This window comes from Curtobacterium sp. USHLN213 (assembly GCF_037144815.1).
Taxonomy (GTDB): domain Bacteria; phylum Actinomycetota; class Actinomycetes; order Actinomycetales; family Microbacteriaceae; genus Curtobacterium.
This window is the reverse complement of the sequence record NZ_JBBCYQ010000001.1, coordinates 519,823-542,298: the sequence shown is the minus strand read 5'-3', so window position 1 is coordinate 542,298 and position 22,476 is coordinate 519,823. Positions and strand designations below refer to the sequence as shown.

Here is a 22,476-nt window from a genome sequence, read left to right as displayed (position 1 = left end):
ATAGCGAGAGGGAAACGCCCGGTCACATTCCGAACCCGGAAGCTAAGCCTCTCAGCGCCGATGGTACTGCAAGGGGGACCTTGTGGGAGAGTAGGACGCCGCCGGACTCAACGTTACGAATACCAGGGAACCCCTGACCACCACGTGGTCAGGGGTTTTCTGCGTTTGCGGGTCCTCCACAGCCTCTCGTGGCGGTCGGTGCCGGGCCGGTAGGATCGTCGTGTCATGACTGCGCCATTCACCACCGCTTCCGGTTCCGATGTCCGTGTCCGTTTCTGCCCGAGCCCGACGGGGACGCCGCACGTCGGACTGATCCGTACTGCGCTGTTCAACTGGGCGTACGCGCGGCACACCGGCGGCAAGCTCGTGTTCCGCATCGAGGACACCGACGCCGCCCGTGACAGCGAGGAGTCGTACCAGCAGATCCTCGAGGCACTGCGCTGGCTCCGGCTCGACTGGGACGAGGGCGTCGAGGCCGGCGGCCCGCACGGTCCGTACCGGCAGTCCGAGCGGACGGACGTCTACGAGGACGTCATCGCGAAACTCAAGGCCTCCGGACACGTCTACGAGTCCTTCGTCACCCCCGAGGAGATGGAGGCCCGCAACAAGGCCGCCGGGCGTGACCCGAAGCAGGGCTACGACAACCACGAGCGCGACCTCACCGACGCCGAGCGCCAGGCCTTCCGCGACCAGGGGCGTGAGCCGGCACTGCGGCTGCGCGTGCCCGACCGCGACCTGAGCTTCCAGGACCTCGTGCGCGGTGAGATCACCTTCAAGCAGGGCACCTTCCCGGACTTCGTGGTCGTCAGGCCGAACGGCAAGCCGCTGTACACGTTCACCAACCCGGTGGACGACGCGCTGATGGGGGTGACGCACGTGCTCCGCGGCGAGGACCTCCTGTCGTCGACGCCGCGCCAGATCGCCCTGTACGAGGCCCTGTACGAGGTCGGCCTCGCCGAGTTCATCCCGGTGTTCGGGCACCTGCCGTACGTCATGGGGGAGGGCAACAAGAAGCTCTCGAAGCGCGACCCCGAGTCGAACCTGTTCCACCACCGTGCCGCCGGGATGATCCCCGAGGGGCTCGTCAACTACCTCGCGCTGCTCGGGTGGTCGATCGGTCCGGACCGCGACGTGTTCACGGTCGACGAGATGGTCCAGGCGTTCGAGGTCTCCGACGTCAACCCGAACCCCGCGCGCTTCGACCACAAGAAGGCCGAGGCGATCAACGGCGACCACATCCGCCTGCTGGACGCCGACGACTTCCGCGGGCGGCTGCTGCCGTACCTGTCGGGCATCGTGTCGGATCCGGTGACGCCGGAGCAGCTCGAGATCCTCACGAAGGCGGCGCCGCTCGTCCAGGAGCGCATGCAGCTCCTCGGCGAGGCACCGGGGCTCCTGGCGTTCCTCTTCACGTCGGACGACGCGCTCGAGATCGACGAGGACGCCCTGGGGACCCTCAAGGCCGACGCCGGTGACGTGCTCCGCGCGAGCATCGCCGCGCTCGAGCCGCTCGACGACTGGACGACGGCCTCGATCGAGGGCGCGCTCCGTGCGGCGCTCATCGACGGTCTCGGCCTGAAGCCCCGTGTGGCGTTCGGTCCGCTGCGCGTCGCGGTGTCCGGTCGACGGATCAGCCCGCCGCTGTTCGAGTCGATGGAGATCCTGGGCAAGGAGTCCACCGTCACGCGCCTGCGCCGCCTCGCGGACCGCTGACGTGGCCGAACGGCAGGGTGACGCAGCCGAGCGGCTGACGGTCGACGTCGTCGTCGTCGGTGCCGGCCCGGCCGGGCTCAGTGCCGCCCTCAACCTGGTCCGTGCGAAGCGCACCGTGCTCCTCGTGGACGCCAACCGCCCCCGGAACGCCGCCACGCTGCGGTCGCACGGGTTCCTGACGCGCGACGGTGTCTCACCCCTCGAGCTCCGGAAGCTCGGGCGCGCAGAGGTCGAGGCCTACGTCGAGGCCACGGTCGTGCAGACGGTCGTGGACCGGATCGCGCCGGAGGGCGACCGGTGGCTCGTGCACGGTGCCTGGCGCGGCACCGAGGTCGAGGCGACGGCCCGTGCCGTCGTGCTCGCGACGGGCCTGCGCGAGGAGTTCCCGGCGCTCCCGATGCTCCGCGCGTTCTACGGCACCGCGGTGCACAGCTGCGTCGAGTGCGATGCCTACGAGAAGGCCGCCGAGCCGTTGGCGTTCCTCTGCGAGACGGACGACGTCGTCGATCGCGCCCTGCTGCTCGCGGCGTGGGCGGACGACCTCATCGTGTACACGAACGGCATCGCGCCGCTCGACGACGCCGGCCGTGCCCGCCTGGCCGCAGCGGGCGTGCGCGTCGACGAGCGGGCCGTGGCGGACCTCGAGGGGGACCACTCCGGGATGACCGGCGTCCGCCTCGCAGACGGGCACGTGGAGCCGCGCACGGGCGGGTTCGTCCGGCCCCGGTGGCACGCCGACCTGGACTGGGTCGACGCGGACCTCCGCCGCGACGCCGAGGGGCTCGTCGTGGTCGACCGGTCCGGACGGACGAGCGTGCCCGGGCTGTACGCCGTGGGCGACGTGACGCCACCCGGACCGGAACAGCTGATCGTGGCGGCCGGCCACGGGGCGGTCACGGCCGCCGCGGTGCACCGGGATCTCGTTGGTGGTCTCACGGACCTCCGGGATGCTGTACAGTAGTTGATCGTGCCCCGGGCAACCGGGACCGAAGGCCTCCGGGCCTTTGGGGTATGGTGTAATTGGCAACACAGCGGTTTCTGGTACCGTCGTTCTTGGTTCGAGTCCAGGTACCCCAGCACTCGTAGAACAAGCCCCCGGGATGTCCCGGGGGCTTGTTCCGTTTCCGGCGCAGAAGCCACGTGACACGCCAGGCGACGAACCGACACGCCAGGCCAAAGCCCGACACGGCGACGACCCGACACGCCAGGGCAGCCGATCAGGTCAGGACTGCACCCTGCTCTTCCGGTACGCGACCACCCAGTCCACGAGCACGTGCCCGGATGCGTCGGCCGGCACCTCGGCGTCATGGATGATCGTCTCCGCCTGCAGCGTCACGCGCATCGGCGTCGTGGGCACCGCGCCCGTGACCGTCTCGAGCAGCTCGTCGTCCCAGTAGAAGCGCACCGCGTCGGCGGTCCACTCCACGGTCGCGACGTGCCAGTCGGTCTGCCCGCCGGACACCACCGTCGGGTCCTCGGGCAGGAACGTCATCGCCTCGGTCGCGGGGTCGTAGCTGCCCGGGATCGCCGACACCGGGCGGACGTCGCCGGTGAGGTCACCCTCGGGCCAGTCGATCTCGCCCTCGTTCCAGTCGCCGGACAGCGGCCAGAGGATCATGACGAACTTGTAGCCGGGGACCTCGTCGGCGCGGTACCGGATCGAGACGCGCTGGTGCGTGTACGCCCGGTAGCCGGCGGGGAGGACCGTCGCCACGAGGGGCTGGGACCCGTTGCTGCGGAGGTGGAAGTCGAGCACCGAGTCGTGCACCGACACCACCTGGTCGGGGGAGTAGAGCCCCTTGCCCGACGTGTCCCGCATCCCGCTGTACTCCGCCATCCGCGGGTACACCGCGAGGAGTTCACCGAGCGCGGCGTCGAGGTCGAAGTCCTGTGCGAGGTAGGGGACCCACCGCGTCCCCTCGGACTCGAGCGCCCCGGTGGGCATGCGTTCGGCGCGGGCGGTCGAGTCACCGGCACGCGTGGGCAGCACGACGGCCGTGGTGCCGGCGACCACGGCGACCCCCGCGATGCCGGCGATCGTCGCGCCGCGGCGCAGGAAGGACCGCCGGGTGGTCATCCGATGACGTGCCCCGGGCTCATGCTGCATCGCGCACCTCGTAGATCCGGACCCCGTCGCGGTCGTAGCGGAGGGTGCCCTCGTCGGCCACGGACCGCTCGATGGCGTCGATCTGCGCGCCGGTGAGCGTCCCGCGGGTCACGGCGTCGGCTCGCTGCGCCGCCGAGAACACGAGCCAGGAGTGTCCGCCCTGGTCGCGGTCCTGCAGGACACCGGTGAGGTCCTCCGCCGTCATGCCCTTCGGGAACCACGCGGCCTCGCTCTGCAGCGAGTCGACCTGGCCCCAGTGGCGGAGGAAGTTCTCGTAGTTCCCGCCGATGATCGACGGGAAGCTGCCGACGGTCGTGAGGGTGTCGTCCGCCTGGAACCGGCCGTCGAGCCACTTCGCCGCGGCCACGTCGGCCGGAGCGGTCTGGTTCGCCTGCTCGGTCTGGAACGTGGCACCGAGGAACAGCGCGGTGGTCACGGTCAGCACCAGGGCCGTGGCGGCGATGCGGAGTCGGCGGCCGTGGAAGGCGTGGACGGCTGCGATCGCCAGGAACGGCGCGGAGAACAGGACGACGCGGAACTTCGCCTCGCCGCCGTAGCTCTGCCCGAGCACGAGCACGATCGGGCAGGCCGCCAGCCAGAGCAGCACGAGGGCGCGTCGGGCGTGCCCACCGCGGACCATCCGGACGAGTCCGATGACGGCGCACACGGCGACGAGTGCCGTGATCCCGAGGACCGCGCGGGACTGCAGGGTCGTCGCGATCGACGGGATGGCGATCGACGTCGACGCGGCGGTGACGTTGCTCACCGGGTCGAAGCCGGTGGTGAGACCGAACTTCTCCTGGATGTAGTCGAGGTTCGGCACGAGGTAGAGCAAGGGGAGCAGCGTCAGCGGGACGGCGAGCCACCACGGGCGGAGGAAGCCGAGCACGAGGAGCGGCACGAACGCGGCGACGACCACGAACGGGGTCAGCTGGTGCGACGCCGTGATGACGAACTGCAGGACGACGACGAGCGCCACCGCCGCGACCACGGCGGCCCGCGTCGGCGTGGCGACCGCCTCGGCCACGGGGGAGCGGCGGGCACGGAGCAGCCGGCCGGTCACGGTCGCGCTCCACCGCCCGATCACGTTGGGCTTGCCACGGAGGACGGTCAGCGCGACGAGGACCGCCGCGAGGAACAGGAAGAACGCGAACGCCTGCGGGGAGTAGTAGTCCTGCCCGACCCAGTTCGCGGCGCTGAACAGGACCGCGGCGACGTACGCCCAACGGCCGTTCGCGCCGAGTGCCCGTGCGATCCCGAGGACGAGCGCCCCGTCGGCGAGGGCGAACGCGAGTTCCGTCCAGCGGACCGGGTCCGCCGCGTCGAGCGTGCCGGTGGCGGCGCCGAGGAACGCGCTGAAGCTGAAGAACCCGGGCCAGCGGTTGTAGATGTCGATCGACGGGTCGACGGCGCCGTGCTGCAGGATGTACGCGGTCACCGCGATGTGCTTGAACACCCACGGCGGTCGGGGCTCGGCGGCGATCAGGTTCGAGGTGCCGTACATGACGAGCAGGAGGACGCCCGAGGACACCGCGCGGACCACCACGTGGTGGCGACGGTCGACGAGCGTCACCAGGGCGACGACGAACACGAGTGCGGCGCCGGCCCACCAGACCGCGGGCAGTGCAGCCAGGAGGCCCCACTCGCCCAGTCCGGTCGAGTCCGTCTGCGCGACACCCACCGCCCAGAGCGCGGCTCCGGTGACGAGGACGCCCGACGCGGCGACGGTGCGGACCAGGACCGCGGTCGGCAGGGCCGACCGCGCGCGGGCCGACCTGGGCGCGGTGCGTGCGGTCTGGACGCCCTGGCCGAGCGACACCCACCCGGCGACGAGCAGGAGGAGCCCGGCGGCGGGCAGCGGGACCCACTGCCCCGTCCAGACCATCGCGAGCCCGAGGACCGCGTCGATCGCGGCACTGGACGCGACGACGAGTCCGGCGCGCCCGATCGGCTCGCGGAGCCCGAGCAACCGGACCACCGGCAGACCCGGGACGACCAACAGCGCGACGAGCACGACGGCCGTGCGGAGCGGACCGGACGCGTCGGCCGCGATGAGGGCGGCTCCGGCGAAACCGAGTCCCGCGGCGACGAGGGACGGCACCGGTGAGGTCGGCAGCACGCGGGTTCCGTGGCGGAGCGACATCCTGGTGGGGGTCGTGGTGGCGGTCACTGCTCGACCACCGCGATCGACTGACGCATCGAGCGTCCCTTCGGGTCTGGGCCGGCGACTGGCAGCGGCCTTGCGGGTGTCACGACGGTAACCGGGGGCCGAGGGCGCACGGGAGAGCGGTCACCGGGAAGTGCGGAGGGCCTGCGGCATTGCGGGATCACGCACGCGTGGCGGGCGGCGAGCGAGGAGAAACCGCACGGTTCCGCCTGCTCGTTGACCCCCGCCGTCCCCGCAGCGACGGTGGGATGGCCGGCTGCGACCGCGCACGTCCCCCGACACGAGACAGGCTCTCCCATGACCGACACCATCCAGCGCTCGCTCCCGCCCCGCGTCGAGCTCGCCCGCCCGATGTCGAGCGCCGTCGACCCCACCTGGGGCGGTGCCGTGTGGGTCGGTGCCGTCGACCTCGCCGAGGTCCCCGGGGACGACGCCGGCACGGTGGGGCTGCACGACGCCGCCGGTCACCGGTCGGCCAGGCTCCTCGTCCGCGACGGCGTGGCCCCCCTCGGGTTCGTCGACCTGCCGGTGTCCGACGAGACGATCGAGGTCGCCGCGCTCCGTGCAGCCGTCGCCGCCCTGCCCGCCGTCCCGCAGCCGCCGATCCCGGTCCGCCTGCCGAGCACCTCCGTCGTCCTGTGCACCCGTGACCGCGCCGACCAGCTCGGCGCCGCCCTCGACTCGCTGCTCGCCCTGGACCACCCCGACTTCGAGGTCGTCATCGTCGACAACGCGCCCTCCGACGAGTCGACGCGCGAACTCGTCGAGGCCCTCGACGACGACCGCGTGCGGTACGTCCGCGAACCCGTCCCGGGCCTCTCGAGCGCACGCAACGCCGGCGTCCTGGCCGCGCGGCACGAGATCGTCGCCTTCACGGACGACGACGTCGTGGTCGACCGGGCATGGCTCCGTGCCGTCGCCTCGGGGTTCTCCCGCGGGGACGACGTCGTCTGCGTCAGCGGACTCGTCGCCAGCGGTGAGCTCCGCACCCCCACGCAGCGGTACTTCGACGAACGGGTGACCTGGTCGCGCAACCTCGTGCCGCGCGTGCACCGCCTGTCGGCACCGCCCGTCGACCGGCCGCTCTTCCCGTTCGCGGTCGGTGACTACGGCACGGGTGCGAACTTCGCGATGCGGCGGTCGGCGATCACCGACCTCGGCGGCTTCGACGAGGCACTCGGCGTCGGCACGGTCACCGGCGGCGGCGAGGACATCGACATGTTCTCGCGCGTCGTGCTCTCGGGCGCCGCGCTCGTCGTCGAACCCGCGGCGCTGGTCTGGCACCGGCACCGTGCAGACCTCCCGGCGCTCCGGAAGCAGGCGGAGGGCTACGGCACCGGACTCGGGGCCTGGCTCACGAAGATCGCCCTGCACCCCCGCACGCTCGGGATGGCGCTGCAGCGCGCCCCGCGGGCCGTGCGCCACCTCGTCTCGGGCACCGCCGCCGAGCCGGCCGTCACCCCGGCAGCGGCACCGGTCGCCGTCGGCACCGCGGACGCGCCGCTCGACGACGCCGCGTTCCTCCGCGAGGTCGGACGGATGCGCTGGGTCGAGCTCCTGGCCGTCGGGCGTGGTGTGCTCCGCTACGGGCGGTCCCGCCGCACCGTCCGCGCCCGCGAGCGCACAGCGAACCGATAGGTCCGTCACCGGGGATCCACGGCGGATCGCGAGGATGCGCCAAACCGCAGGATCCCCGCACGGCGCTCCTCGGCCCCTCGATCGGGGGCGTCCGGTCGGCTTACCGTCCTCCAAGCACCAGCAGCGCACCACCGGCCCGCACGACCCAGGGGAGAAGCAATGCGTCCGACACACCCGACAGCGCGTCACCGGACGGTCGAACCGGCCGTGCCGGCATCCGACGACCACTCGGTCCTCGACCGGTGGACGCGCGTCGTCGCAGCGTTCCCCGAGTCCCCGGCGCTCGCCGGTGCCGGGACCGCCCGCACGTTCGCCGAGACGGACCGGACGGTCCGGGCGCTCGCCGCACGGCTCACCGAGGTCCTCCGGCCCGACGACCGCACCGGCGCCGGCGTCGGACCCGAGCGCACCGGCGCGTCGGTCCCGGTGGGGATCATGGCCGGGCACACGACCGAGACCGTGGTGGGCATGCTCGCGCTGATCGCCGCCGGGCGGACGATCGTCGTGCTCGACGACCACCTGCCCGAGGCACGCCTGCAGCACGTCGTCACGCTCGCAGGGATCGCCGAGGTGCTCGCCGACGACACCCGTGCGGACCTCGCCGCCGCGGTCCTCGGCCCGGACGGCACCGTGCACGACCTCGACGCCCTCATCGCGACGAGCACCGAGCAGGCCGCGACCGGCAGCGCGACCGCCGCCGGCACCGCGACCGGCACCGGCACCGCGACCGGCACCGGCACCGAACCCGCAGCGACCTCCCGCCCCGGTGGCACCGACCCCGCCGCGATCGTGTTCACCTCGGGCTCCACGGGCCTGCCGAAGGGCGTCGCGATGACGCACCGACAGCTCCTCCGGAACACCGAGCAGAGTGCCTGGAGCGCCGACTACCGCCCGGGCGACCTCGTGGGCGTCGTGCTGCCGCTGTCCTTCGCCGCAGGCATCCTCACCACGCTCGACAGCATGCTGAGCGGGGCCGCCGCGGTCCTGCTCGACGCACGCGACCTCGGGACCGAGCGACTGCTCGAGGGCATGGCCGCCGAGCACGTCACTGCAGTGGTCTGCACGCCGCACCTGCTCCGGTCGGTCGTCTCCACCGTGCGCGACCGCGGCACGGACCTGCACCCCGCGCTCGCCGGACTCCGACTCGTCATGACGGTCGGCGAGCCGATCACCGGCACCGACGTGCACGCCGCACGCCCGGTCCTCGGCGCCCGCACGGTCCTCTGGAACGGGTTCGGGTCGAGCGAGATGGGGGCGGTCTCGTACTTCCCGGTCGGTCCGGACGACGCCGTCCCGAACGGCATCGTGCCGGCCGGGTACGTGCCGCCGGGCAAGACCGCCCGGGTCCTCCGCGAGGACGGCACCGCCGCCGCGACGGGGGAGACCGGCCAGCTCGTGGTCATCGGAGACGGCATGACCGCCGGCTACTGGGGCGCGCCCGAGAAGACGAGCGAGCACCTCTCCGTCGACGAGGACGGCACCCCGCTGTGGCGCCAGGGTGACCTCGCCCGCGTCGAGGAGGACGGCTGCCTGGTCCTGCTCGGCCGCGACGACGACGCCGTGAAGGTCCGCGGGTACCTCGTCGAGCCGAGCGAGGTCGAGGCGGCGCTCCGTGCCGTCGAGGACGTCCACGACGTCGTGGTCACCGCCCTCGTCGACCCGCCCGCCGTCACGCGCCTCGTCGCCTACGTCGTCGGCCGTCCCGGTCGCCGCACCCCGGCGCCGGCGGCCCTGCGCCGCGCCCTGCGGGCGACGCTGCCCGAGTACATGGTGCCGGCGGCGATCGTCCCGATGCCCGAACTGCCGCGCAACGAGCGCGGCAAGGTCGACCGGGCGAAGCTGCCCGGTGCGCCGTCGCTCGAGGTCGAGATGGTCGAGGGCGAGTACGACCAGTGGGAGCTCGTCGTCGGGCAGATCTGGGCCGAGGTGCTCGGACTCCGCGGCGTGCACCTCGACGAGGACTTCACCGCGCTCGGCGGCGACTCGCTCTCCGCCGAGGAGATGCTCGCGATCGTGCAGGTCCGGCTCGGCGTCGACCTCCGCGCGTCGGAGCTCCTCGAACAGCCCACCCTGCGCGCCTTCGCCCGACGGGTGCGCTCGGGGGCGAAGTCGCTGCCGAGCCACCCCGACGTCGTCAAGGTCTCCGAGGCCCGCGTCCCCGGGCGCCCGCCCGTGTTCTGCCTCAGCGGGGCCGGAGCCCTCGGCCTGACGTTCCTGCCGCTGTCCCGGTACCTGCCCGAGCACGACGTGTACGCCTTCCAGCAGCACGGTCTCGAGCGACGGGCGATCCCGGACTGGAGCATCCAGCGCACCGCGCGGCGCACCGTCGAGCTCATGCGCATCGTCCAGCCCCGCGGCCCGTACCTGCTCGTCGGGCACTCCCTCGGCGGCCTCGTCGCCCTCGAGGTGGCGAAGCTCCTCACCGAGGGCGGCGAGCGGGTCGAGCACGTCGCGATCCTGGACAGCTACCTGCCGCGCAGCAGCACCGAGCAGGCGCAACTGCACTTCGGCCGGATGGCGGAGAGCCCGGTGCGCAACCCGGCGCTCCGAGCACTCAAGCGCGGGCTCGACCGGGCGGCGAAGCGCATCCTGCCCGCCGGCGTGCCGGTGGGCGAGGAGTTCGCCAAGCGCGTCCGCGCCTACGGTGCCGGCGTCCTCCGCTACGGCGGGCAGAAGGACTTCGACGCCCTCTTCGACCAGGCCACGATCGTGACGCGGCGGCACACGCCCTCGCCCTACGACGGCACGGCGACGTTCGTGCTCGCCGACGGCAACCCCGACGTGGACGGCTGGAACGACGTGCTCCGCGGTGCGACGACCACGGTGCGCATCGAGAGCGAGCACAGCTCGCTCCTCCGCGAGCCGCACGTCGCCGAGCTGGCGACCGCGTTGCGCGCCGCCTTCACGACGCACGAGTCGCGTCCCTGACGTGACCAGCGAGGGCCCTGGAGGCGCGTGGCGGGCCCGTCCCGCGCCTCCAGGGCCCTCGTGCGTGCCGACACGCCACCCGGCCGCGGCTTGCGGGTTTCCGTATCCGCACTCGGGGGTCCGCAACCAGTGCCCACCCGCATTGACCAGCCCCGTCCGCCGGACGATGGTTGGTCCAAGCCCAGGGAACGGTGTACCCCCGTTCCGACGCCCACCCAGCGCCGGGTCCTCCCTCGACCACTCCCGCATGCAGCCTGAACCCGACAGGAGCACCATGTCCGCCAGCACCGTCCGACCCCGAGACCCCCGCGTCTCGGTCGTCATCCCCGCGAGGAACGAGGCCCGCAACCTCGAGATCATCCTCCCGCAGCTCCCGCCCGTCTACGAGGTGATCCTCGTCGACGGCAACTCGGTGGACGACACCATCGCGACGGCGCAGCGCCTCATGCCGACGATCAAGGTCGTGCAGCAGACCCGCAAGGGCAAGGGCAACGCGCTCGCCTGCGGCTTCGAGGCCGTGACCGGCGACGTCGTCGTCATGTTCGACGCCGACTGCTCCGCCGACGCCGCCGAGATCCCGCGCTTCGTGCAGGCGCTCGTCGACGGTGCCGACGTCGCGAAGGGCTCCCGCTACGCACCCGGTGGCGGCAGCGACGACATCACGATCATCCGCGGCCTCGGCAACAAGGGCCTCAACATGATCTCCAACGTGCTGCTCCGTGCGCGGTACACCGACCTCTGCTACGGCTACAACGCCTTCTGGGCGGACACGCTGCCGACGATCGGGCTCCTGTCGTCGACGCTCCCGCAGCCGACCGACGGCTCGATGCGCTGGGGTGACGGCTTCGAGATCGAGACGATCCTGACCTGCCGCTGGTCCGCCGCGGAGTTCGCGATCACCGAGGTGCCGAGCCACGAGAAGCTCCGCGTGCACGGCACCAGCAACCTCAACGCGGTCAGCGACGGCATCCGTGTCCTGAAGTCGATCATGCACGAGCGTCGTCGTGCCCGCGAGGCCAAGGCCCGCATGCGCCTCATGCCGACCCCGGTCTCGGGCCTCGTGGTCCCGGCCGCCGTGCCGGCGATGGACGAGGAAGCGGCGTGAGCGTCGCGACGGTCGCCGTCGTCATCTGCGCCTACACGCAGCAGCGCTGGGGTGACCTGCAGGACGCGGTCGAGTCGGCGAAGCGCCAGCCCGACGCGACCGAGGTGATCGTCGTCATCGACCACGAGCCGGAGCTGTTCCGCCGTGCGGCCGCCCGCTGGCCGGAGCTCCGGGTCGTCGAGAACGCCGAGGACCGCGGCCTCTCGGGTGCGCGCAACACCGGCGTCGCACTCACCGAGGCCGACGTCGTCGCCTTCCTGGACGACGACGCGACGGCCGACCCGGACTGGCTGATGCACCTCGTCGAGGCGCTCGAGCTGCCCGACGTCGTCGGTGTCGGCGGCCGGGCGACCCCGTCGTGGCCGACCGCGACCGGCGCCGGACCCTACCCGGACGAGCTGCTCTGGATCGTCGGGTGCAGCTACACCGGCCTCCCCACCACGTCCGCGGACGTCCGCAACGTCATCGGGTCGAGCATGGCCTTCCACCGTGACGTCGTGCTCGCCGCCGGCGGCTTCCGCTCCGGCATCGGTCGCGTCGGCAACCACCCGCTGGGGTGCGAGGAGACCGAGCTCTGCATCCGCATCGCCCGGATCCGTCCCGGCGCCCGCATCCGCTTCGAGCCGCGCTCGAACGTCTCGCACCGGGTCTCCCCGGACCGCGTCACGATGCGGTACCTGCGGCGCCGGAGCTACTACGAGGGCATCTCGAAGGCCGTGCTGAGCCGCCGGGTCGGTGCCCGTGACTCGCTCTCGAGCGAGTCGACGTACCTCACCCGGGTCCTGCCCGGCGCGGTGCTCCGCGAGCTCGGGGCCCTCGGTCGCGGTGGGGGCCTCCGTGCCCTGGCGATCGTGACCTCGGCAGTCTCGACCGTGTTCGGCTACGCCGTCGGCCGTGTCTTCGGCACCGTCGTGGTCCGTGCACCCGCCCCGGTGTCCGCGCCCGTGCAGCAGCCCGTCGGCGCTCCCTGACCGACACCCACCCACCCGACCCACCCACGCACAGAAGACGACATGCAGCGAGACGCCCCGACCCCGAGTGCCACCATCCGACGCCGTTGGAAGGTGGCACTCGCGGTCGCGGCAGCGGTCATCACGGGCGCCACCGTCTCGGCGCCGAGCCTCCTCGCGCCGTCGAGCGCCGGTGCGGCGACCACCGCGGACTGCAGCGCGGGGAAGGTCCTCACCGTCGTCGCGCACGCCGACGACGACCTGCTGTTCGAGGGCACCGAGCTCCGCAAGGACATCGACGCGGACAAGTGCGTTCGCTCGGTCATCGTCACCGCCGGGGACGCGGGCAAGTCCGCGACGTACTGGAAGGGCCGGCAGACGGGCCTCGAGGCCGCCTACGCGAACCTCGCCGGCGTCACGAACGCCTGGACCTCGGGCTCGGTCAGCGCCGGTGGCAAGACGGTCGTGACGCGCACCCTGACGGCGGACCCACGGCTCAGCCTGGTCTACCTGCAGCTGCCGGACGGCAACATGGACGGCTCCGGGTTCGCGGCCACCCGGTACCAGAGCCTGCAGAAGCTCTACCAGCGCTCGATCACGAGCATGAGCACGGTCTCCGGTGCGACCTACGGGACCACCTACACGCTCGCCCAGCTCCAGGCCACCGTGCTCGCGCTGATGAACGGGTACGGGCCGCAGGAGGTGCACACCCTCGACCACGTCGGCACCTACGGCGACGGCGACCACAGCGACCACCACACCGTCGCGTACCTCACGAAGTCGGCGCAGCAGCAGCTCACGACGGCGAGCACGCTCACCGGGTACATGGGGTACCCGATCGCGGACAAGCCCTCGAACCTCACCGCCGCGCAGACGCAGGCGAAGGGGAACGCGTTCTTCGCCTACTCCGCCTACGACGCCGAGACCTGCGCCTCGGTGGCGTCCTGCTCGTCGCGTCCCGAGGGCTCGTGGCTCAGCCGTGAGTACACCGTCGGCACGCAGACGCCCACCGACCCGGGCACCGGTTCGGGTGGGTCCGTCGGAGCCGACGTGACCGCCGGTGCGGCCGTCACCGCGAGCAGCGAGAACCCCGCGGACGGGCAGACCGCAGTGAAGGCCGTCGACGGCGTCGCGAGCGGCTACCCCGACGCGCCGACCGCCGAGTGGGCGACCCGCGGGGGCGGCACCGGTTCGTGGCTGCAGCTCGCGTGGTCGAGCCCGGTGACGCTCGGCGCCGTGGACCTTGCGGACCGTCCGAACGCCGACGACCAGGTCACGGCCGGCACGCTGACGTTCTCCGATGGGAGCAGCGTCACCGTGCCGACGCTCGACAACGGCGGCGCGTTCACCCGCGTCACCTTCTCGTCGCGGCAGGCCAGCTGGGTGAAGTTCACCGTCACCGGCGTCAGCGCGACGACGCGCAACGTCGGCCTGGCGGAGATCCGGACGTTCGCCCCGGGCACCACGACGACGCCCACGCCGACCCCGACGCCCACGCCGACGCCCACCCCGACGCCGACCCCGACCCCGACGCCGACGCCCGGGGGCGCGACCGACGTCACGGGCTCGGCGACCGCCACCGCGGCGTGGGACGACACCTCGACCGGGCAGACCGCCGCCAAGGCGATCGACGGGGTCGTCAGCGGCTACCCCGACAACACGACCGCCGAGTGGGTCGCTCCCTGGGGCACGACCGGTGTCTGGTTGCAGCTCGACTGGTCCTCGTCGAAGGCGTTGAGCCGGGTCGTCCTGTACGACCGACCGAACGGCGACGACCAGGTCACGAGCGGCACCCTGACGTTCTCCGACGGCAGCCAGGTGGCGGTCGGGACACTCCCGAACGACGCGTCGCCGCTCACGGTGGACTTCTCGGCGCGGAACGTCACGTGGGTCCGGTTCACCGTCACCGGGGTGTCGGCGAGCACGCGGAACGTCGGCCTGGCCGAGTTCCGGGCGTTCACCGGCTGACCCGGGAGCACTCGACGGACGGGAGGCGCGGTGCCGGTGAGCACCGCGCCACCCGTCCGTCGTCCGCGCGCGTCGCGGGTCGCGGGTCGCGGGCGCAGCGTGCGAGGTTCCGCGCGCGGTGCGGCCCGCGAGGCCTCGCACCGTGCGCGCGACCTCGCACGCTGGTGCGGCGCGTGCCGCCGCGGGTGACCGTCGCCGTCGGCGCGACCACGGGGCGGACGGGGGGGGGGGGGGCGGGGGGGGCCCCCCCCCCCCGCCGGGGGGCCCGCGCGGGGGGGGGGGGGGGGGGGGGGGGCGGGCGCCCCCCCCCCCCCCCCGCCCCGCGTCCGCGCGCGTCGCGGGTCGCGGGTGCAGCGTGCGAGGTTCCGCGCGCGGTGCGGCCCGTGAGCCGTTGCACCGTGCGCGCGACCTCGCACGCTGGTGCGGCGCGTGCCGCCGCGGGTGACCGTCGTCGTGGGCGCGACCTCGTGACGACGGACGGTACGCGCGGTGCCGCGCCGCCCCGCGCCTCCGGTCCGTCGTCCGTACGTTCGCGAGGATTGCGGGCGCAGCGTGCGAGGATCCGCGCACGTTGGTACGGCGCGTGCCGCCGCGGGTGACCGTCGCAGTCGGCACGACCTCGTGACGGACGGGAGGCGTGACCGTTCTGGTTCGTGATCGCCGGGGATCGCGAACCGGAACGGTCAGGCGGCGAGCAGAAGGCGGCACGGGCGCGAGCACGCGACGGACGGGAGGAGCGGTGCCAGGGGGCGCCGCGCCTCCTGGGCTTCAGCGACGGGCGTGGGTGAGCAGGGCGCGCAGGAGACCGGCCACGTGCGGTCCGCGGCCGTAGTGGTCGCGCACCCAAGCGCGGCAGCGCTCGCCGAGGGAGGGGTCGCGGTCGGCGCGGTCGAGGGTGTCGAGGACCTTGGTGGCGAGCGCCTCGGGGTCGGTCGGGTCGACGGTCGACGTCGCCCACTCGCCGGCGAGGATCTCGCCCGTGCCACCGCTCTCGGCGGCGACGACCGGGCGGCCGGCGGACATCGCCTCGACGACGACCCGGCCGAAGCCCTCGGGTTCGATGGAGGGCACGACGACCATGTCGGCGGCGTGGAGCAGGGTGACGACGTCGTCCCGCTCGGGGAGGAGCACGACGGAGCCGGCGGGGAGGGACGCGACGGCGCGTCGGACGTCCTCGGCGTCGTCTGGGTCGGCCGCTCCGGCGAGCACGAGCACGGGCGGGTGGTGCGGCTGCGTGGCGTGGTGCGTGCTGGCGGGCCCGAGCGCGGGGGTGAGGGCACGCACGGCGGCGCGCGGCGCGCGGGCGCGGTGGCGTTCGGCTTCCTGCTCGAGCACGAGACGCCAGGCCTCGAGCAGCGCGAGCACGCCCTTCGACCGGGTGAGGCGGCCGTAGTAGAGGACGGTGCGGGTGTCGTCGTCGAGCCCGAGGGCGCGGCGGGCGCGGACTGTCGCGGACGGCGTGGCCGCGGGGAAGAGTGCGGTGTCGACGCCGTTCGGGACGACGGTGATCCGCGAGGCCGGGATGCCCACGTCCGCCCATGCACGAGCCATCGCGTGCGAGACGGCCAGGTAGTGCGTGCGGCCCCCGGCGATCGGGCCGAGGCGTCGGTAGTTCGGCGCGTGGTGCAGGTGCACGACGAGCGGGACGCCGGAGACCACGGACACCACACGGCCCCAGGGGAGGTGCTCGGGCCGGTTCAGCCAGACGACGTCGGGGCGCGAGCGGCGGAGGCGGAAGCCGTCGAGGACGAACCGTGCGGCGTCGCCGGCTGCGCTGCGGAGGCCGAAGGACCGGTCGCCGGTGCGGTGCAGGGCGACCCCGAGCTCGGTGAACTGGTCGCTGCCGGGTTCGGCGCCGTCGGGTCCCGGGGCGAGGTGGCCGCGGTGCCAGACCTCGACGTCCTGTCCGGCGCGCACGAGCTCGCGGGTGTCCTCGAGGACGCACCGCTCGACCCCGCCGGTGATGGCGAGCCCGTTCGTGACGACCGCGATCCGCAGTCGACGTTCGGGGCGTTCCGGGGCGTGGGTCACGGTGTGCCTCCTCGGGCGATCGCGAGCCTGCGGATGAACCAGGGCAGGCAGCCGAGGACGCCGGCCACGCGGACGATGTTCCACACGAGGTCCTGGGGCACGAGGACGGACACCCCGGCGACGACCACCACGGCCGCCAGGACGAGGACCGTCCGGGCACGCGGGCCGCGCCACTCCCGGCGGTCGGGGAGCGAGAGCTGCTGCAGCGCCGCGAGCACCATGTAGGCGAAGACCGTGGAGACTCCGGCCCCGGCGATGCCGAGCAGCGGGACCAGCAGCAGGTTCGCGCCGATGTTGACGGCACCGGCGATGGCCGCGATCACCCCGACGGCGACGCCGCGACGCTCCACGAGCAGGAGCCGTCCGGTCGCGCCGCTGGCGATCACCGGGAACGCCGTGAGCGCCACGATGAAGACCACGACGGTGAGCTCGTGCACGCGGTACGACGCCGGTGCGAGGATCGGCAGCGCGACCGGCGACACGAGGGTGACCGCGAGCAGCACCGGGGCGAGCAGCAGGTACAGCTGGTCCCGGGCGTGCAGGGCCAGCTGTCGACGGGCGACGGCGTCCCGGAGCGCCGCGAAGTGCGGTGCCCAGGCCTGGTTCGTGAAGGTCAGCAGGAGGATCACGGCGGAGCCGACGACGTAGGCGATCTGGTAGCGCGCGACCTCGTCCGGACCGAGCAGCCGCTGCACGACGATCCGGTCGCCGGCGTTCAGCACGAAGTAGGACAGGTTGCCGAGGGCGATCGGCACGCCGAGCTTGAAGGCCCGTGCGGTGGTCTGGCGGTCGAACAGACCGGCGAGGCGAGGCCGGGTCGCCGCGAAGCCGATGACCATCGCGGCGGCCTGGGCGAACACGCCGCCCCAGGCGTAGGTGGTGGCGTCGGCGTGCACGAACACGAGCAGGCCGAGGCCGATGATCGAACCGCCGACCGAGGACAGCAGGCTCGTGACCGCGAAGACCCGGATGCGGTCCTGGGCGACCAGGATCGCGAGGGAGAGCTGCACGACCGCGGCGGGGAAGATCCAGAGGACCGCGACGAGCAGGATCGGGTGTTCGCCGACGAACCCGGCGACGTCGCCCCAGAGCGGGATGGTGGCGAGGGCGACCGCGGTGACGACGGCCGCGAGGACGATGCCGACCGCGATGAGCCCGCGGGCCTTCCGGTCGTCACCGCCGTCCTCGGCGCGCTGCAGCACGGACGCCTGGTCGAGTCCCGCGACCGCGAGCACGACGAGCGCCTGGTAGAGCGCGATCGCCGAGGCGAGCACACCGAACTCGGAGAGCGGCATGAGGTGCGCGAGGACCGGCGAGATCAGCGAGCTCACGACGAGCTGCATCGACCACACGACCACGTACAGCAGGCCACGGCCGAACAGGACGGACGCGCCCTTCTGGACCGCGGTGCTGCCGGTGTCGGGGACGGTGTGGGCGGCGGCCTCGACGGCGGCGGCTGCCTCGGCGGCCTCGACCGCGGCGGCCTTCCGACCGGTGCTGTCGGCGTCGGGCGGGGTGGCTGCGGCGTGGCGGGCCTCGCGGCGGGTCTGGGGAACGGTCACGAGACACCCACCTCCGGGGTCCGGACGTGCTGTCGGAGTCCGAACGCCTGGTCGACGACGTCGAGCAGGTCCGAGCTCGCAGCGGTCGAGAACTTGCGGGCGAAGAGGTGCGGCATCGCGGTGGGGTCCGTCGTCCATCGTTCGAGCAGTCGACCGGCGTGGGGGAGCGTCAGCCACGGCGGGCTCTTCATCTTCGAGCCGTCCCAGCCGATGAACCACAGGGTGTGCGGGACGTGGTCCTCGGCGAAGCCGTCGACCAGGGCGGGGGAGTTCAGCACGGTCGGCACGAACGACTCGTCGGCGATCCAGGTGCGGCGCCAGAAGCGGACCAGGTCGGGACGGGCATCGACGACCTCGACGACCGCGGCCGCGTGTGCGGCGCTGAGGACCTTGAGCTGCGACCCGCCCGTGAGCACGACGTCACGCGGGATCCGGCGGGGGATCGGCAGGCGGAGCATGTGCTTCCGCCACGCCCAGTGCGGGTACCGCATCCGGGCGACCCCGCCGCTGGCGCCCCACGCCGCGTGCGGGAGGGGGTGCGGGATGAGGAAGGACTGGTCGCGGTGGGCGTCGAGCAGCGCAGTGATCTCGGCGGGGTTCGCCAGCGGGTAGTCGCTGCCGGTCAGCACCGCCACGTGGCGCGCGCCGGTCTCGGCGAGGGCGGCACGGTAGCCGGAGACCTCGGCCGCGACGTTCTCCCACTTCGCCCAGCCCGTCCGCAGTCGCGGCAGGAGGCGGACCCGGTCGGGGAGCCCCTCGGTCATCGCACGGTGCACGTCGTCCGGGGTCCGCGCGTCGACGTGCAGGAACACCGGGAACGGGTCGAGTGCCTCGACGAGTCGTCGGACGTGCTGGGGGTCCTCGTGGGCGAGGACGATGCACGCGAGCGCCGCGGGGGAGTTGGCCATGTCTCGAGTGAACAGGGCCGTCCGGACACCGACAAGGCGGTCCCGGGGCGGGTGCGGGGAAGCGGCGGTTTCCCGCAGCGGTCACCGGCGGCGGCGGTACCTCGGGCAGTCGCAGAGGGCGCAGTCGCTGCCCGGCCGGTAGTGCTCGTGGGCGTCCTGCGCGTGGCCGCACACGCAGACGGCCGTCTCCGTGGTGGCGTGGGACGTCGGCACGGTGACGGGCTCGAGCACGAGCGTGGGCCCCAGCGGCATGCGTCCTCCTCCGACCCGCGCGGTACGGGCAGCTGCACCGATCCTACGGGGCAGGGAGCGACGCGTCCGCCGACAGCGGGGGTCGGGCGTGGAACCGCCCGCGGGGTCACCCGGCGTGGAACCGCCCGGCCTCGACGTCCCGCCAGCGACGACGGCTGCGGAACCACGCCGCCGGGCCCGCCGGGAAGCCCCGGAGCTCGTGGTAGGCCAGCGACCGCGGCACCCCGGCGTCCGGGACGGCGGGGATCGCGGGACCGACGGGCGCGGACTCGACGGCAGCGGGGGCCGGTGCGCTGCCGGTGCGCAGCCGTCCGACCGTCTCGCGGAGCTTCACCATCGCGGCGGCGGGCACGAGCCGGGCGAGGACCGCGACGTGCCGTCGGTCCTTGGCAGCGAGGGCGCACATCAGCGCGGTGAACCCGACGCCGTTGCCGTGCAGCTGCTTGTGCAGGTCCTCGATGCTCTGCCGGTGCCGGTGGTGCACGACCGCGCGCGGCTCGAACCCGATGCGCCCACCGCGCCAGAGCGTCTCGATGAACATCGCCAGGTCCTCGCCGCCACGGGCCGGGGAGCCCGCGCCGAGCGTGGTGTCGAACCCGCCGACGGCGTCGATCACCGATCGACGGAACGCCATGTTCGCGCCAGCGCCGTAGGCACCGATGCCGTACACGGCGAAGTGCTTCACGACCGACCCGTCCGGGCGGACCGCCTGCACCCGCGCGTGCCGCATCGTGCCGGCGACGTCGTCGGGGACGATCGTGACGGGCGCGAAGGTGCGCTCGCCGCTGAACCCGCCGTAGTACGCCTCGTACCAGATCTGCGCGGGCGTCGAGAGCTCGGTGGGGAGGATCACGCCGGACACCGCGTCGAGGTCGGCCTCGCGGACGAACCGCGCGCCGAGTGCGCGCAGCCACTGCGGGTCGACCCGCACGTCGTCGTCGGTGAACGCGACGACCTCGCCGCGGGCGGCCGCGACCCCGGCGTTGCGGCCGGCGGACAGGCCGGGCCGGCGCTCCGTCACGAGGCGTACGCCCCGACCCGCGAGCAGTGCCGGGAGCCGGTCGTCGGCGGGCACCCGGACGCGGTTGTCGACGACGATCACCTCGTGGTCGGGGTAGTCCAGGTGCTCGAGGACGTCGAGCAGCGCACCGAGGTCCTCGACGCGGTCCACCACCGTCGAGACGACGACGGAGATCGTCGGCAGGAGGGCATCCGGCACCGGTTCGACGTCGGCGAGCACGGTCTCCCGCAGCGATCCGAGCGCACGGGCGGCGTCGGCGGGGTCGTCGGTGAGCTCGACGTCGAGCGTGCCCGTCGGACGCCCGCCGCGGTAGCCGATCACCAGCGCGGACGAGCCCGTGCCGTCCGCGACGAGGCGGGGGAGCGGTGCGTCGAGGTCGACGTCGATCACGCGTCGGGGTGCGGGGAGTGCACGAGCGGTGCTGGTGGTGGCCATGGTGTGGACGGTAGGTGCCAGGCCGCGGCGGCGACAACGGGGAGCGGGGCCGCTGGCGGTGATCGTGCGGAACCCCGCACGGCAGCGCCGCCGAGCCCCCGGACGAGGGTGAGCGCTCACACCCGAAAAGCGAACGGCGCACGGTGGTCACGAGCAGGTCACGGATTCTTTGCAACCGGTTGCGAACGGCTGAGAGCGGGCGTAGCTTCCTCCTCCAGCAGGCAGCGTCGCCTGCTCCAGGCAGCGTCGACCCGATGGTCCTCGCCTGGTGATCTCAACGTGGAGACGACACTGTGAAGACAACACGCGCCAAAGTGCGGTTCGCATCCGTAGCGGGGATCGCGGTCATCGGCCTCGTGCTGACCGGGTGCTCGAGCGGCAGCTCGGCGTCGGACGACGCCAAGAACGGTCAGGACAGCCGCGGGCCCATCACCTACGTGCAGGGCAAGGACAACTCGAACGTCGTCCGCCCCCTCATCGCGAAGTGGAACAAGGCCCACCCCGACGAGAAGGTCACCTTCAAGGAGCAGTCCGACCAGGCCGACCAGCAGCACGACGACCTCGTGCAGCACTTCCAGGCGAAGGACGCGAACTACGACGTCGTCGACGTGGACGTCGTCTGGACCGCCGAGTTCGCGGCGAAGGGCTGGCTCACCCCGCTCACCGGCAGCATGAAGATCGACACGTCGAAGCTCCTGCCGGCCACCGTCAAGACGGCCACCTACAACAACACGCTCTACGCGGCACCGCAGACCTCCGACGGCGCGCTGCTCTACTACCGCAAGGACCTCGTCAAGACGCCCCCGACCACCTGGGCCGAGATGATGAAGGACTGCGACATCGCCAAGCAGGCCGGCATCGGCTGCTACGCCGGGCAGTTCGCGAAGTACGAGGGCCTGACCGTGAACGCCTCCGAGGCGATCAACGGCTCCGGCGGCTCGGTCCTCAGCAAGGGCGGCACGCCGGACGTCGACACGTCCGACGCGAAGGCCGGCCTGCAGAACCTGGTCGACGCCTTCAAGGACGGCAACATCCCCGCCGAGGCGATCACCTACCAGGAGGAGCAGGGCCGCACCGCCTTCGAGGCCGGCAAGCTCCTGTTCCTGCGCAACTGGCCGTACGTCTACAGCCTCGCGAAGACGGACGGGTCGAGCACGGTCAAGGACACCTTCGGCATCGCGCCGATCCCCGGCAAGGACGGCACCGGCGCCTCGACGCTCGGCGGTCACAACGCCGCGATCAGCGTGTACTCGAAGCACAAGGCGACCGCGCACGACTTCCTCGAGTTCCTGGAGTCGAACGAGACGCAGAAGTTCTTCGCCACGCAGGGCTCGCTCGCCCCGGTCGTCGGTGACCTCTACACCGACTCCGAGCTGACGGCGAAGCTGCCCTACCTGCCGACCCTGCTCAAGTCCATCGAGTCGGCCGAGCCGCGCCCGGTCACGCCGTTCTACCCGGCCGTGACGAAGGCGATCCAGGACAACACCTACGCCGCGCTCAAGGGATCGAAGAGCGTCGACGAGGCGATGAAGGACATGCAGGCGGCCCTCAAGACGGCCACCAGCAGCGGCAGTTAGCACCCGAGTACGCGGCGTTCGCCGCATCGGACTGGAGGCGCGGGTCGACCCCGCCCCGCGCCTCCCGTCCGTCCCATCCTGCGTTCCGACACCCGGCAAGGAGGCCGTCACGTG

15 protein-coding genes, 1 tRNA gene and 1 rRNA gene are annotated in these 22,476 nt (G+C 72.9%); 10 read left to right on the top strand and 7 right to left on the bottom strand.

Annotation, left to right across the window (positions count from 1 at the left end; translation table 11 throughout):
• The 4 genes from rrf to WFH25_RS02480 form a co-directional block, all read left to right on the top strand.
• A 5S ribosomal RNA gene (rrf, locus tag WFH25_RS02495) occupies positions 1-107 on the top strand; the annotation flags it as partial.
• A 118-nt stretch (positions 108-225) separates the two neighbouring features.
• Positions 226-1,713: a glutamate--tRNA ligase gene (gene gltX, locus WFH25_RS02490; protein ID WP_336696699.1), complete on the top strand. Its 1,488-nt coding sequence runs from the start codon at positions 226-228 to the stop codon at positions 1,711-1,713.
• Position 1,714: 1 nt separating this feature from the next.
• Complete coding sequence (locus WFH25_RS02485; RefSeq protein ID WP_336696698.1) at positions 1,715-2,674, top strand: NAD(P)/FAD-dependent oxidoreductase; 960 nt, start codon at positions 1,715-1,717, stop codon at positions 2,672-2,674.
• Positions 2,675-2,718: 44 nt separating this feature from the next.
• Positions 2,719-2,790: transfer RNA gene (locus tag WFH25_RS02480), tRNA-Gln, on the top strand.
• 145 nt (positions 2,791-2,935) lie between these two features.
• On the opposite strand, the gene WFH25_RS02475 is transcribed toward WFH25_RS02480, so the two are convergent.
• Both WFH25_RS02475 and WFH25_RS02470 read right to left on the bottom strand, forming a co-directional pair.
• Positions 2,936-3,790 carry a glycoside hydrolase family 16 protein gene (locus WFH25_RS02475; protein WP_336696697.1) on the bottom strand — a complete coding sequence of 285 codons (855 nt, stop codon included), beginning with the start codon at positions 3,788-3,790 and terminating at the stop codon, positions 2,936-2,938.
• Between the two features lie 19 nt (positions 3,791-3,809).
• On the bottom strand, positions 3,810-5,990 hold the full coding sequence (locus tag WFH25_RS02470; protein WP_336696696.1) for a hypothetical protein: 2,181 nt from the start codon (positions 5,988-5,990) through the stop codon (positions 3,810-3,812).
• A 294-nt stretch (positions 5,991-6,284) separates the two neighbouring features.
• Between WFH25_RS02470 and WFH25_RS02465 the strand changes: the two genes are divergently transcribed.
• From WFH25_RS02465 to WFH25_RS02445, 5 genes are all read left to right on the top strand, one after another.
• Entirely contained in the window at positions 6,285-7,625 is a 1,341-nt protein-coding gene (locus WFH25_RS02465; protein WP_092386693.1) for a glycosyltransferase family 2 protein, read from the top strand.
• Between the two features lie 207 nt (positions 7,626-7,832).
• The gene (locus WFH25_RS02460) at positions 7,833-10,553 is read left to right on the top strand and encodes a non-ribosomal peptide synthetase (protein WP_336696695.1); all 2,721 of its coding nucleotides are present in this window, start codon (positions 7,833-7,835) and stop codon (positions 10,551-10,553) included.
• A 274-nt stretch (positions 10,554-10,827) separates the two neighbouring features.
• A complete protein-coding gene (locus WFH25_RS02455) occupies positions 10,828-11,658 on the top strand; it encodes a glycosyltransferase family 2 protein (RefSeq protein WP_083294974.1) in 831 nt (276 codons plus the stop codon).
• On the top strand, positions 11,655-12,629 hold the full coding sequence (locus tag WFH25_RS02450) for a glycosyltransferase family 2 protein (protein WP_070416441.1): 975 nt from the start codon (positions 11,655-11,657) through the stop codon (positions 12,627-12,629). The genes WFH25_RS02455 and WFH25_RS02450 overlap by 4 nt, the downstream gene beginning before the upstream one ends.
• A gap of 42 nt (positions 12,630-12,671) precedes the next feature.
• On the top strand, positions 12,672-14,576 hold the full coding sequence (locus WFH25_RS02445) for a DUF7402 domain-containing protein (protein ID WP_336696694.1): 1,905 nt from the start codon (positions 12,672-12,674) through the stop codon (positions 14,574-14,576).
• A 768-nt stretch (positions 14,577-15,344) separates the two neighbouring features.
• On the opposite strand, the gene WFH25_RS02440 is transcribed toward WFH25_RS02445, so the two are convergent.
• The 5 genes from WFH25_RS02440 to WFH25_RS02420 form a co-directional block, all read right to left on the bottom strand.
• Complete coding sequence (locus WFH25_RS02440; RefSeq protein WP_336696693.1) at positions 15,345-16,607, bottom strand: glycosyltransferase family 4 protein; 1,263 nt, start codon at positions 16,605-16,607, stop codon at positions 15,345-15,347.
• A complete protein-coding gene (locus WFH25_RS02435) occupies positions 16,604-18,169 on the bottom strand; it encodes a lipopolysaccharide biosynthesis protein (RefSeq protein WP_139201990.1) in 1,566 nt (521 codons plus the stop codon). The genes WFH25_RS02440 and WFH25_RS02435 overlap by 4 nt, the downstream gene beginning before the upstream one ends.
• Positions 18,166-19,077: a beta-1,6-N-acetylglucosaminyltransferase gene (locus tag WFH25_RS02430; RefSeq protein ID WP_336696692.1), complete on the bottom strand. Its 912-nt coding sequence runs from the start codon at positions 19,075-19,077 to the stop codon at positions 18,166-18,168. The genes WFH25_RS02435 and WFH25_RS02430 overlap by 4 nt, the downstream gene beginning before the upstream one ends.
• An 81-nt stretch (positions 19,078-19,158) precedes the next feature.
• Positions 19,159-19,329, bottom strand: a complete 171-nt coding sequence (locus WFH25_RS02425; RefSeq protein WP_156794728.1) for a hypothetical protein — start codon at positions 19,327-19,329, stop codon at positions 19,159-19,161.
• A 106-nt stretch (positions 19,330-19,435) separates the two neighbouring features.
• Positions 19,436-20,785: a glycosyltransferase gene (locus tag WFH25_RS02420; protein ID WP_229086639.1), complete on the bottom strand. Its 1,350-nt coding sequence runs from the start codon at positions 20,783-20,785 to the stop codon at positions 19,436-19,438.
• A gap of 314 nt (positions 20,786-21,099) precedes the next feature.
• Here WFH25_RS02420 and WFH25_RS02415 point away from each other — a divergent pair, with 314 nt between their 5' ends.
• The gene (locus WFH25_RS02415) at positions 21,100-22,362 is read left to right on the top strand and encodes an ABC transporter substrate-binding protein (protein ID WP_336696691.1); all 1,263 of its coding nucleotides are present in this window, start codon (positions 21,100-21,102) and stop codon (positions 22,360-22,362) included.
• Positions 22,363-22,476: the final 114 nt, after the last annotated feature.

Coding starts and splice junctions, on each gene's coding strand:
- gltX (WP_336696699.1), top strand. CDS start 226: ATGACTGCGCCATTCACCACCGCTTCCGGTTCCGATGTCCGTGTCCGT.
- WFH25_RS02465 (WP_092386693.1), top strand. CDS start 6,285: ATGACCGACACCATCCAGCGCTCGCTCCCGCCCCGCGTCGAGCTCGCC.
- WFH25_RS02455 (WP_083294974.1), top strand. CDS start 10,828: ATGTCCGCCAGCACCGTCCGACCCCGAGACCCCCGCGTCTCGGTCGTC.
- WFH25_RS02425 (WP_156794728.1), bottom strand. CDS start 19,329: ATGCCGCTGGGGCCCACGCTCGTGCTCGAGCCCGTCACCGTGCCGACG.
- WFH25_RS02430 (WP_336696692.1), bottom strand. CDS start 19,077: ATGGCCAACTCCCCCGCGGCGCTCGCGTGCATCGTCCTCGCCCACGAG.
- WFH25_RS02475 (WP_336696697.1), bottom strand. CDS start 3,790: ATGACCACCCGGCGGTCCTTCCTGCGCCGCGGCGCGACGATCGCCGGC.
- WFH25_RS02420 (WP_229086639.1), bottom strand. CDS start 20,785: ATGGCCACCACCAGCACCGCTCGTGCACTCCCCGCACCCCGACGCGTG.
- WFH25_RS02445 (WP_336696694.1), top strand. CDS start 12,672: ATGCAGCGAGACGCCCCGACCCCGAGTGCCACCATCCGACGCCGTTGG.